The 12,407-nt window shown below is 35.3% G+C and carries 13 protein-coding genes; 4 read left to right on the plus strand and 9 right to left on the minus strand.

Going from position 1 to position 12,407, the window contains the following annotated elements; translation table 11 throughout:
* Positions 1-19: 19 nt before the first annotated feature.
* Entirely contained in the window at positions 20-1,453 is a 1,434-nt protein-coding gene (gene ahcY / locus O5640_RS06975) for an adenosylhomocysteinase (RefSeq protein ID WP_269611658.1), read from the minus strand.
* A 25-nt stretch (positions 1,454-1,478) separates the two neighbouring features.
* Between ahcY and tsaE the strand changes: the two genes are divergently transcribed.
* The gene (gene tsaE, locus O5640_RS06980; RefSeq protein WP_269611659.1) at positions 1,479-1,973 is read left to right on the plus strand and encodes a tRNA (adenosine(37)-N6)-threonylcarbamoyltransferase complex ATPase subunit type 1 TsaE; all 495 of its coding nucleotides are present in this window, start codon (positions 1,479-1,481) and stop codon (positions 1,971-1,973) included.
* Here tsaE and O5640_RS06985 read toward each other — a convergent pair.
* A complete protein-coding gene (locus tag O5640_RS06985; RefSeq protein ID WP_269611660.1) occupies positions 1,970-2,965 on the minus strand; it encodes a carbohydrate kinase family protein in 996 nt (331 codons plus the stop codon). The two genes, tsaE and O5640_RS06985, sit on opposite strands and share 4 nt — an antisense overlap.
* A 36-nt stretch (positions 2,966-3,001) precedes the next feature.
* Positions 3,002-4,156 (minus strand): 8-oxo-dGTP diphosphatase MutT, encoded by a 1,155-nt coding sequence (gene mutT, locus O5640_RS06990; protein WP_269611661.1) that lies wholly within the window; start codon positions 4,154-4,156, stop codon positions 3,002-3,004.
* A gap of 179 nt (positions 4,157-4,335) precedes the next feature.
* On the opposite strand from mutT, the gene O5640_RS06995 reads away from it, so the two are divergent.
* On the plus strand, positions 4,336-5,235 hold the full coding sequence (locus O5640_RS06995) for an alpha/beta fold hydrolase (protein ID WP_269611662.1): 900 nt from the start codon (positions 4,336-4,338) through the stop codon (positions 5,233-5,235).
* Here O5640_RS06995 and O5640_RS07000 read toward each other — a convergent pair.
* Both O5640_RS07000 and mgtE read right to left on the minus strand, forming a co-directional pair.
* Entirely contained in the window at positions 5,220-6,221 is a 1,002-nt protein-coding gene (locus O5640_RS07000; protein WP_269611664.1) for an RpoD/SigA family RNA polymerase sigma factor, read from the minus strand. The two genes, O5640_RS06995 and O5640_RS07000, sit on opposite strands and share 16 nt — an antisense overlap.
* A 99-nt stretch (positions 6,222-6,320) precedes the next feature.
* On the minus strand, positions 6,321-7,730 hold the full coding sequence (mgtE, locus tag O5640_RS07005) for a magnesium transporter (protein WP_269611665.1): 1,410 nt from the start codon (positions 7,728-7,730) through the stop codon (positions 6,321-6,323).
* Positions 7,731-7,793: 63 nt separating this feature from the next.
* Here mgtE and O5640_RS07010 point away from each other — a divergent pair, with 63 nt between their 5' ends.
* A complete protein-coding gene (locus O5640_RS07010; RefSeq protein WP_269611666.1) occupies positions 7,794-8,270 on the plus strand; it encodes a glutathione peroxidase in 477 nt (158 codons plus the stop codon).
* Here the strand turns inward: O5640_RS07010 and O5640_RS07015 are convergent.
* Genes O5640_RS07015 through gyrB form a run of 4 tightly spaced genes read right to left on the minus strand, consistent with a single transcriptional unit; the run spans position 8,267 to position 11,295 of the window.
* A complete protein-coding gene (locus O5640_RS07015; RefSeq protein WP_269611667.1) occupies positions 8,267-8,611 on the minus strand; it encodes a fluoride efflux transporter FluC in 345 nt (114 codons plus the stop codon). The two genes, O5640_RS07010 and O5640_RS07015, sit on opposite strands and share 4 nt — an antisense overlap.
* Positions 8,612-8,986 carry a fluoride efflux transporter FluC gene (locus O5640_RS07020; RefSeq protein ID WP_269611668.1) on the minus strand — a complete coding sequence of 125 codons (375 nt, stop codon included), beginning with the start codon at positions 8,984-8,986 and terminating at the stop codon, positions 8,612-8,614.
* 3 nt (positions 8,987-8,989) lie between these two features.
* Positions 8,990-9,328, minus strand: a complete 339-nt coding sequence (locus O5640_RS07025; RefSeq protein WP_269611669.1) for a hypothetical protein — start codon at positions 9,326-9,328, stop codon at positions 8,990-8,992.
* A complete protein-coding gene (gene gyrB / locus O5640_RS07030) occupies positions 9,328-11,295 on the minus strand; it encodes a DNA topoisomerase (ATP-hydrolyzing) subunit B (protein ID WP_269611670.1) in 1,968 nt (655 codons plus the stop codon). The genes O5640_RS07025 and gyrB overlap by 1 nt, the downstream gene beginning before the upstream one ends.
* 174 nt (positions 11,296-11,469) lie before the next feature.
* Here gyrB and miaA point away from each other — a divergent pair, with 174 nt between their 5' ends.
* A complete protein-coding gene (gene miaA, locus O5640_RS07035; protein WP_269611671.1) occupies positions 11,470-12,369 on the plus strand; it encodes a tRNA (adenosine(37)-N6)-dimethylallyltransferase MiaA in 900 nt (299 codons plus the stop codon).
* Positions 12,370-12,407 lie beyond the last annotated feature (38 nt).

Below are 12,407 nucleotides of genomic sequence, written 5' to 3' on the forward strand. Positions count from 1 at the left end.
TTGAATTTTTTAAATGAACTTAATAACGATATTGATCAGTCTTGTAAGGTCCTTCAATTGGAACATTAATATATTCGGCTTGCTCTTGAGTTAACTTAGTTAATTTTGCTCCTATCTTATCTAAATGAAGAATAGCTACCATTTCATCTAAATGTTTTGGTAAAACATAAACTTTATTCAAATATTTAACTCCATATTTGAATAATTCGATTTGAGCTAATACTTGATTAGTAAACGAATTACTCATAACAAAACTAGGATGCCCAGTAGCACATCCAAGATTAACTAATCTTCCTTCTGCTAAAAGAATTATTTTATTACCACTTGGCAAAGTGATGTGATCAACTTGAGGTTTAATATTTTCCCACTCATAAGACTTTAAAGAGGAAACCTCAATTTCATTATCAAAATGGCCGATATTACAAACTATCGATTCATTCTTCATTCTTATCAAATGCTCATGACGAATAACTTGAAAATTCCCAGTAGCAGTAACAAAAATATCTACATCTTCTACCACTTCATCTAGCCTCACAACTCTAAATCCCTCCATTGCAGCTTGAAGAGCACATATGGGATCTATTTCAGAAATCATAACTGTCGCCCCTAAACCTCTTAAAGACTGAGCAGAACCTTTTCCCACATCTCCATACCCCATAACAAGAGCAACCTTGCCAGCCACCATCACATCTGTAGCTCTTTTAATGCCATCCACCAAGGATTCTCGGCAGCCATAAAGATTATCAAACTTACTTTTAGTCACAGAGTCATTTACGTTAATTGCGGGGAAAACAAGTTCTCCATTTTTTTCCATCTGGTAAAGACGAGCTACACCAGTTGTAGTTTCCTCAGTAACACCCTTTATAAAGGATTTAGCCTTTGAATAAAAATTAGGATCTTGAGAAAGTTTTTTCTTTATAGAGGCAAATAATGCAATTTCCTCTTCATTTGAAGGGTTCTCAAGAACTGAAATATCCTCTTCCGCTTTGCTACCCAAAATAATCAACCCAGTCGCATCACCACCATCGTCAAGAATCATATTTGCAGCTTCACCATCTCTCCATTCAAAAATTTTGTGTGTATATTCCCAGTACTCATCTAAAGTTTCTCCCTTCTTAGCAAATACTGGTACTCCTGAATTTGCTATAGCTGCAGCAGCATGATCTTGAGTAGAGAAAATATTACACGAAGCCCATCTAACTTTTGCACCAAGCTCAACAAGAGTCTCAATCAGGACTCCTGTTTGAATAGTCATGTGAAGACTACCTGCTATGTAGGCCCCTTGTAATGGTTTTTGGGATCCATATTTTTTTCTAAGTGCCATTAAACCTGGCATTTCGGTTTCAGCAATCAATAGTTCTTTTCGCCCAAACTCTGCTTCGGTTATATCGTTAACTATGTAATCAGTATTATTTCCAATACTGTTGAGATTTGACTTAGTTGCTGCGAACATAAAATTGAACTCTCTATGGGAGATTGTGGAAAAAGATACTGAAAAAAAATTCGAGGTTTTTAATTCATTTGCTCAGCAAACTAATAATTTCTGCTGGACTCTAGACAAACCTGAATCAACGATGTCATTAGGTTCAACATTAACAAAAAAATTTCCAGATCTAAGCATTCTCCTTTTAAAAGGTCCTCTTGGAGCAGGAAAAACCACATTAGTTAAAGGAATTGCAAAAAGCTTAAGAATTCAAGAACCCATAACATCTCCCACTTTCCCTTTATCACAACATTATCCCCTTGGATCACCTCCTTTGATACATCTTGATCTCTATAGAATCGAAGAAACAAATGCGGCTAACGAATTTTTTTTACAAGAAGAAGAAGAATCCAAAGCCATAGGTGCATTGATGGTCGTTGAATGGCCAGAGAGATTATCTTTGCCTTTGCCTGATGCTTGGAGGGGAAAATTAGAATATTCCTTAGGCAATAAATCCCGATCTTTTCAGCTGATTCCTCCTTTTAATTAAGATAATAAATTATCAATATCATCAAGGAAAGGTTGTGCATCAATCGCTCCTAATCCTTTGCAAACATGAGAACCGCATGCAATTCCAAATTGAATAATTTCTTCAGCAAATTGTTGACTTATTTGATCTAAATCAACAGATATTAGTTTATAAATCAATCCTGCTGTGAATGCATCACCAGCGCCAGTCGTATCAACCACAGATGAAGGGGTTATCGCAAAAGATTTACCAATGTGATTATTAAGTCGCCATGAAATGGGATTTGATCCATCAGTAACAACAACAGATGGTCTATGAGCAAAAGATGAAGAAATTTGAGTTGGATCAGTGGTATTAAAGAACCATTGGGCCTCCTCTTTTGCGAGTTTTATTAATGAAACGTTTTTTAAAATTGAAAATATTTGATTTTTTTCTTTTTTAGAGGGCTCTAAGAATGTTGAAACTTTGTTTCGCCAAAAAGTTGGGCGCCAATTCAGATCCAATGCAATTTTTATTCCTGCATGCAAAGCATTTTCAATACACCATAAAAAGGCTTTAGATGATATTTCTGAAGCCAGAGGAATTGTTCCCGCAACTAACCATTGCGCATTCTCTGTAACCAATGGCCAATCTCGAATAATTTTTTCCCGCGATATAGCTTGATCAGCAAATCCCATGCCTTTATCTCCCTCAAATCCTTCAAAAGATCTTTCTCCATAAGAATCTCTGCGAACTAGTACAACTCTTGTAGGACGAAGCATATCTTGCTGTAATCCAGAGATATTAATTTCTCTCTGAATCAATAGATTTTTAAAATTTTTCCCAAAAGAATCATTTCCTAAACAGCTAATAAAAGAAACATTCACCCCTAGACGCCCTAAGGCACAAGCAACATTTGCTGGAGCACCTCCAAAACAATCTGTTACTGGCAAATCACAAGAGGGATCTCCCCCTAGAGGACCAAGTCGATCTATCAAAGCTTCTCCAATCGCAATTACACTGCCAGCATTCATGTCTAATCATTTATCAATGAAGTTATTATTAGTGATTTAAAGATTTTTGTTTCCAATACAAAGATGTTTATGTAATTCAGAAATAATTTTTTTGTTCGCAGCAGGGAAAGGAAAATCCAAAAGTTTGCTTGGAGATACCCAAAGTAATTTTTGACTAGCTAGAGGTTTGGGATCACCTGATATCCATTCACAAAAATGAACAATAAAATAAAGCCTCTTATGGGTATATGCATGTTCAAAAGATAAAAGCTTTTCCCCAACTTTGACAACAATCCCAAGTTCCTCTTTTAATTCCCGCTTGATAGTTTTTTCAATAGATTCCTCGGAGTTTTTTTTTCCTCCTGGGAATTCCCACATTCCACCCATACTTGAACTTTCCAATCGCTGATCTATGAGCAATTCGCCGTTTTTATTAAAAACAAGCCCAATACCAATTTCTTGAAGGGGTTTTATTTTGGTCATTGCTTTTATGGGAAAATTATCAGGATCGTACTTTGTATATGCAATACAAAATTTTTGTATTGGACAAATAGAACAACTTGGTTTTTTAGGAGTACAAATATTTGCTCCCAAGTCCATCAAAGCCTGATTAAAGTTTCTTGGACTATTAGTAGAAATCAAAACAGAGCTCAATTTCCATAATTCTTTGTCATTTTTATTGATTTTTCCCTCAATAGCTAGCAATCTAGAAAAAATTCTTTTTACATTTCCATCCAATATTGGTGTAGGAAGGTCAAAAGCAGATGAGATGATACTACCCGCAGTAGTTCTACCAATACCAGGGAGAGACATCCACTGCTCTATTTCATTAGGCCAAGAATGTGGATCTTGATCTTTATTTTTTCCAACGAAATCAATTAAAATTTTAGAAGATTGATGTATTCGATTAGCACGTGAATAATAGCCAAGACCTTGCCATAGCATAAGAACAGTATCTAAATCAGCCTCTGTTAAAGATGTCAAAGAGGGAAAAACCTTCATCCATTTTTCCCAGTAAGGAATAACGACCTTCAACTGAGTCTGCTGAAGCATGACCTCTGCAACCCAAATTCCATAAGGAGATAGACTTTCACCTAAATGAGGAATGGAACCATCTTTTTTCAATTTCCAGGGTATCCAGTATCTACCATTTGTTCTAAACCATGCAAGAAGTAAATTTTGGATATTTCGAGGAGAATGAATAATGCTCATCAAAATAAATCGAAATTCACAAAGATATTTCTAAATAATAACATTATTATGATAATTTTATCTAATCAAATTAATACTTTTTCAATAGCTAATACATCGAATAATATTAACAAAAAAGTTATTTACTTTACTTCAGATCTAACTTTAAGTAAAAATAAATCATATCCTTATCTAAAGTGATGAAGCAATTCTGGAATTGGAAAAATTATCAAATTGCATGGCAAGTAGAAGAAACAGATAACAACTCTCCAATCGCAATAGTGTTAATTCATGGCTTTGGAGCATGCAAAGATCATTGGAGATTCAATCAAAGAAATATCAGCTCAATTGCACCATGCTATGCATTAGATTTAATAGGGTTTGGAGAAAGTAGTCAGCCAAATTCACAGATTCCATTTGAAAAGAAAAACTCTGAAAATTTCAATTATTGTTTTGATAATTGGAGTCAGCAAGTTTATGATTTCTGTCAAGAGATAGTTAAAAAACCTGTCTTATTAATAGGAAATTCTATTGGGGGGGTTATTGCATTAAATACATCAAAACAATTATCTCAGAAATGCGTAGGTCTAATACTAATTGATTGTGCACAAAGGACAATGGATGACAAGCGTCTAGTAGAGCAATCAATATTAATGAGATTTCTGAGACCAGTGATTAAAACTTTAGTAAGACAACGAATTTTAAGTTCCAACATTTTTAAAAATGCAGCGAATCCAACGTTTATTGAAAAAGTTTTAAAAGTAGCTTATCCAAGTGGAAATAATGTTGATGAAGAGTTAATAAATACGCTTTTCAAACCAACCCAAGGCAAAGGAGCTCCTGAAGCTTTTAGAGGATTTATCAATCTATTTGATGATCATCTTGCTCCAAATTTACTAGAACAAATAAATAAGCCAGTACATTTAATATGGGGTGAAAAAGATCCTTGGGAGCCTGTACAAGAAGCTCAAAAATGGTTTGCAACTTTTGATTGTATAAAATCTCTAGACATTATTCCAGAAGCAGGGCATTGTCCCCATGATGAAATTCCCGAGAAAGTTAATCCTATTATAAAAAAGATAATTCAAGAAGCCATATAAGCTTGTACAGAATCCCCTGTTTTTCTTAAACCGCGCAAACCATCTCTTTCTAAATTTCTTACTCTATCTCTACTAATCCCCAAAACTCTTCCAATGCCAGTAAGGCTCATTGGATCATCACCATCCATACCATATCTCATTCTTAAAACACGATTTTGTAATTCAGGTAGTTGTTCAAGTAACGTCTCTAAATCTCCTTTCATGCAATCACTTTCTATTTGTTCAGAGGGCATATCAATTTCATTAGACAATAAGTCCAATAAAATAGTATCTTCACCATCACCTATTTTTGTTTCTAAGCTAACAGGCTGCCCAGCTTTACTCATTAAATCTTTTACATCACTTTCAGGCAGCTCAACATATTCAGAAAGTTCTTTAATTGTTGGGGTCCTAGAAAGTTCTTGACTTAATTCTCTTTGACCCTTTTTGAGTTTATTTAGCATTTCTGTTATGTGAATTGGTAGTCTTATTGATCTACTTTTTTCAGCTATTGCACGTGTGATACCTTGTCGAATCCACCAATAAGCGTAAGTAGAAAATTTATAACCACGAGTTGGATCAAATTTTTCAACACCACGTACTAAACCAATCGTTCCTTCTTGAATTAAATCCAATAACTCCATATTTCTCTTTGTATATTTCTTTGCAACACTTACAACTAAACGAAGATTTGCTGAAACCATTCTCTCCTTAGCTCTTCTGCCGCTTTTCAGCTTCTTTTTTAACTGAAAAGAAGAGATCCCAGCCCTTTCAGCAAATGCATTAATATCGGGTTTTTCTCCTAAATCACTTTCAAGTTCTGACTCAATATTTTCTAAAACCATAAGATCTTGAACTTGTCTTCCTAGAGTTATTTCTTGCTCATGTGATAACAAAGGGACTCTTCCAATATCCCTCAAATAAGAACGTACCAAATCGATGTCTGATACAGTCTTTGCAGCAGAAGATAGGTTTTTAGTTTGAAGAGCTTCTGCTGCCTGTACCATGTCTTTGTTTAGTTTTGTGAAGCTTACTACTAAGAATTGTAAAGATCAACTAAACAGAGCGCGGCTTACCGCACATTAAGTATAAACACTCATTCAAGTCTAAGTTAGCCTTCCTAGAAGCCAAGAAGCTGTTTTCAGGTAGATCAAAACCCCTGCCACATCTGTAGCTGTAGTAATAAATGGAGCAGACATTAAAGCTGGGTCTAAACCCATTCGATCAAAAAGCAAAGGTAATGACGCTCCTGCAGTAGCAGCAAGAGTTGTAATAGCAATCAAGCTTATTCCTACAGCTGTTGCCACCAAGGGCCCCTGTCCTTGCCACCAAGCGAAAGGTACAACGAATACAGCCATTAAAATTCCCAGCAAAGCTCCTGCAAACGCTTCTTTTGCGATAGCCCTAAAGAGACCAAGTCGTTGAATTCGTTGCGTACTCAAACCTCGAATCACAACTGTTGAGCTTTGAGCTCCAACATTACCTCCTGCTCCAATTAATAAAGGAATAAAAGCAGTCAATAAAACTACTTGCTTTAAAACCTCGTCATTCATAGCAATAACTTGAGTTGTTAATCCATTTGCCAAAACCAAAACGGCAAGCCAGACAATCCGCCGTCTGGCCACAACAAACAAATTACTCTGAAAGTAATCATCTTCATCCCCAGCTTGAACCGCTCCTGCCGCATAAATATCCCTAGTAGCCTCTTGTTCAATCACATCAATAACATCATCCACAGTAACAATGCCAACTAGTCTTTTCTCAAGATCTACAACCGGTAAAGCTAAAAAATCATATCTTTGAATTGCTCTTGCAACCTCCTCTTGATCAGTATCTGTTCTGACATTGACTACCTCTCGTGTCATCACCTCCCCAATAAGTGATTCAGGGTCAGCCACTACTAAATCTCTTAAAGATAAAATTCCGGTTAAATGCCTCTCTTTATCAGTTACATAAAGGCTATAGATTGTTTCCGAAAAAGTAGCTCTTTGTCTGACTAGTTTTAAAGCTTGTGAGACACTAAGAAATTCTTTAAGATCTACAAATTCCGTAGTCATTAATCTGCCAGCAGTTTCAGACTGATATCCCAAAAGCTGAGCAGTGACTCGTCTTTCTTCAGGGCTAAGTTCTGCAAGTAAACGCCTTACAACTTTCGCAGGCAACTCATCAAATAGTCGAACACGATCATCGGGTGACATTTCCTCAACCAGATCGAGTACTTCGTTTGACCTCAACCGATCTAAAAGATTTTGTTGTACGGAAGGGTCTAAATATTCGTAAACCTCTATTGCTTCGTTTTTGTTTAAAAGCCTGAAAGCCAAGGCTTGCAAGATCATCGGCAATGTTCCAATAGCCTGAGCTATATCAACAGGCTGTACTGGACTAAGAAGTAATTTGACCCCATCGTAATTACCAGCAGAAAGCATTGCCTCTAATTGCTGAGCAACTGCCTCAGCAACCAAACTGCCATTAACTAAAGATTGACTCTCAAGAGATGCCCCTGTTGGTTCGTTCATGTTTGGAGCAGCAAGCCTTTATTATTTTATGGGTTACCCCAGTTTTTTATTACTTCGATATCCATGTCCGTAAATATCAGCAAAGTTGAGGTTTTTTCTTTTGATAATCAAAAAATAACTTTTGATCATTACAAAGGAAATGTTTTATTGATTGTCAATGTCGCAAGCAAGTGCGGATTTACTAAACAATATGAGGCTCTTCAAAAACTTCAAGATAAGTATGAGTCAAAAGGCTTCAAAGTTTTAGGCTTTCCTTGTAATGACTTTGGTAACCAAGAACCTGGGGAATTGGAAGAAATCAAAAAGTTCTGTTCAACAACTTTTGGAGTAAATTTCCAACTTTTCCAAAAAGTTCATGCCAAAGGCAACACAACAGAACCATTCACGAGCTTGAATAAAGTAAGCCCAGCTGGAGATGTTGAGTGGAACTTTGAGAAATTTCTAATTAATGGTACGGGAGATGCCATCGCAAGATTTAAAAGCTCAATCGAGCCTGACAGCATTGAAATTACCCAAGCAATAGAAAAATTACTCGATTAAAGATTTAGTTTTTTACCAAACATGTGTCCTAAATAAATAGCAAAAACTCCTATTAATATCATTGATATTGAGGTGAATAAAAATAATCTATATAGACCTTGACTCAGTAACTTATATGAGTAAAAAGACCAGCCACTGAAGGTAGTTATAGATCCAGAGAGTCCTACACCAAGAATTAATTTATATCTCTTTGAAATATCTAATGAATTAATAAATCCTAGTACAAAGCAACCTATTAGATTTACTATAAATATCTCATCAATTTGCCATCTAAGTAAAGCTCCTGGGATTGCTCCTAAAGATATTAAAATAAATTTATTTTTTCTAATATCTATGGCCATCTATTGATTAACTAATAAAAATCCAAATGCAAAAGAAATAATTCCTAAAGATACAGAACTAATAGATACCTTTAATGCTTTTAAAAATTTCAATTGTATGCATAAATCAAACAATTCATAAACAAATGACGAAAATGTACTAAGACTTCCCAAAAAACCAATTGAAAAAAATAATACCAATTGGTGAGAATAATTAAAAGAACTAAACTTCTCTATAATTGAAAGAAATAAACCCAATAAAAATGAAGCAAAAGTATTGATTACTATAATCACAAAACCCTTTCCTAAATGACATTTTTCTAATTTATTGTGAAATTCAAATCTAGTATTTGCTCCTAAAATTGAACCAAGTGAAACAAAAAAAATCTCAACCATTAATCATGTTTCTCTAATATTCACCCATCCTCTTCTATAAAACAACTGAAAGAAATTCTGACATAAAACATTAACTAATAGCCATGTCCCAGTATCATTACTATCCCAAACTTTCATAATATTCACGGGAGTACCTGGATTAATCTTTGTCAAAATAGAAGAATTATTAGAGGCTGAAGAAAGTAAATTAAATTCTTTCAAAGCTATTACTGGTGATCCAATATTATTTCTTCTATGCTGAATTATTGATTCTTGAGCACCTCCAGCAGGCAAGGTGGTAGGAGCTACCAAACCAATACATAAAAGCCATGACCAAACTATAAAAGTACTAATTAAATTCATCAAATATCTAAAGTAGCAAGATCCAGTTCAACACTATGAGTTTCAATAAACTCTCTTCTTGGTGCAACTTTATCACCCATTAAAATTGTAAATATCCGATCAGCTTCAAGAGCATCTTCTATCTCAACTCTTTTCATCATTCTCGTTGTAGGATCCATTGTTGTTTCCCATAATTGTTTTGGCATCATTTCGCCTAATCCTTTAAATCTTTGAATCGTATAATTAGCCTTTTCTCCAAAACTTGCAAGAGTTTTTTGCAAATCTGATTCGTTGTAACAATAAGTGTGATTCTTGCCTCGCTCTACCTTGTATAAAGGTGGACAAGCAATATAAATATATCCACCTTCTACAAGAGCCTTTTGATACCTATAAAAGAAAGTCAAAAGCAAAGTTCTAATATGCGCACCATCAACATCAGCATCAGTCATTATTACTACTCTGTGATATCGGAGATTCTTAACTTCAAAATCTTCTCCTTTGATACCTAAACCTAGAGCTGTTATTAAAGATTGAATCTCAGTGTTTTTATAGATCTTCGCGTCATCAGTTTTTTCAATATTTAAAATTTTTCCTCTCAAAGGTAATATTGCCTGAAATTTTCTATCTCTTCCTTGCTTAGCAGAACCGCCAGCAGAATCTCCCTCAACTATATAAATTTCTGATTCTGATGGGTCTCTAGAACTGCAATCTGCCAATTTACCTGGCAATGTAGAACTTTCTAAAACACTTTTCCTACGAACAAGTTCTCTAGCTCTTCTAGCAGCTTCAGCAGCATTGAAAGCTTGAATTGCTTTCTCTAAAATCAAGTCAATTACACTTGGATTAAATTCTAAATATTGACTAAGAGACTCTCCAACCAAACTATCAACAATTCCACGTACTTCAGTATTACCTAATTTAGTCTTTGTTTGACCTTCAAATTCTGGGTCTGGAACTTTTACAGATAGAACAGCTGTTAATCCTTCCCTAATATTTTCCCCTGCCAAGTTTGAATCTCCATCTTTTCTCTTCCCTCTTTTCTTCGCAAATGAATTTAAAGTTCTAGTCAGTACTGTTTTTAAGCCCTCAATATGAGTTCCACCATCAATGGTACGAATATTGTTGGCAAATCCAAGAATACTATCCGAGTACGCATCAACACACCATTGCATTGCTGCTTCTACTTGGACGCCATCTTTTTCAGAATTGACATAAATGATTTCTGGATGTAATGAGTCTTTTTCTTTTGTCATGTATTCAACGTATTCTTTAATCCCTCCTTCATAAAAATAAACTTCTTCATAAGGAAGTTGTTTCGAGTCAATTGTTTTCTTTCTTTCATCACGAAAAACTATACGAACCCCTCCATTCAGATAAGCCAGTTCTCTTAGACGAGAAGACAATATTCCATATTCAAAAGCTATTCCATCAGTAAAAATCTGATCATCAGGTTTAAAACAAACAGTCGTTCCTGTTCTGTTTTGATCTGATTTTGAAAGGTTTTCAGATTTTAAATTTCCAATTGAAGCTCCTCTCTCAAATCTTTGAAAATGGACTTTCTGCTGACGACGTACTGTGACTTCAACCCACTCACTTAAAGCATTTACAACTGAAATACCAACACCATGCAAGCCTCCAGAGACCTTGTACCCGCCACTTCCAAATTTACCTCCTGCATGCAAAACAGTTAAAACAGTCTCGAGAGCACTTTTCCCTGTACGAGGATGGATGTCAGTTGGAATTCCTCTACCATTGTCGGTGATTGAAGCTGAGCCATCCTCACAAAGTAAAATTGTAATTTCATCACAATGGCCAGCAAGGGCCTCATCTACAGCATTGTCAACAACTTCATAAACAAGATGATGTAACCCTTTCGAGCCAGTTGAGCCTATGTACATTCCAGGACGCTTTCTAACAGGTTCTAAGCCTTCCAGTACTTGGATCTGCTCAGCACCATACGCCGCTTGGACTTTTGAATCTTTACTCATTCGGGTTAACGCAAACAGGCAAGGTTGTCTTGAAAACGAGCATTGGTCGAAACCCTTCCTGAAATTTCAATTTAACATTGGTCCCAAGGAAAGTCTTTGGAAAAATTTCAAAACCAAATCAAAAACAATTAATTGTCATGCAATTACTGCTAATAAACCTTCTGAAAGTGAATCATGCAACCCAATAAACCTCTTGTAATTGCCCTTGTGGGTCCAACTGCAAGCGGAAAAACTGAATTAGCAATTGAGATTGCTAATAAAATCAAGACTAATATTCACAATGTTGATTCCCGTCAAATATATGTCGACATGGATATTGGGACTGCTAAACCAACTAAAGACCAACAGCATCAAGTTCCTCACTTTTTGATTGATTTATCTCTACCCTCACAACCACTAAATCTTCATAAGTTTCATCAAATCGCAAGCGCTTCAATAGAGAAGGAATTGAGAAAAAAGCAAATAATCCTTCTTGTTGGAGGAAGTGGATTGTATCTTCAATCTTTAGTTAGTGGACTCAATCCTCCAGCAGTGCCACCTCAAGAATTCTTAAGAACTCAACTTCTCAAAAAAGAAAAAATTGAAAGGCATAATTTATTAAAATGTTGCGATCCTAATGCTGCAGAAAAAATTCATCCAGAGGACGCAATAAGGACAATACGTGCTCTAGAGGTTTTTTATGCTACTGGAAAAATGTTTTCTCAACAAAGGAAGTTGGAGCCTCCCCCTTGGAGAGTTTTAGAGCTTGGATTAAATCCAAGCAATTTAGACATAAGGATTCAGAGTAGAGCAGAAAAAATGTATAAAAATGGATTAATCGAAGAAACAGAAGATTTGATATCAAAATACGGAAATAATTTAGAGTTGCTAAAAACCATTGGATATGAGGAAGCAAGGTCTATTATTGAAGAAAGAATTAATTATGAGGAGGCCTTAGAAATAACAATCAAACGAACATGTCAATTAGCCAAAAGACAAAAAACTTGGTTTAGAAATAAGCATAATCCTAAATGGCTTAATAAAGAGAACCCATTAATTGAGGCTTTAGACTATATATATGAGGTTATTGGTTGATGCTTTAACATAAGATTAGAATCGATTTAAAAGTAACT

It is taken from the genome of Prochlorococcus marinus str. MIT 0912, assembly GCF_027359595.1.
GTDB lineage: Bacteria > Cyanobacteriota > Cyanobacteriia > PCC-6307 > Cyanobiaceae > Prochlorococcus_B > Prochlorococcus_B marinus_C.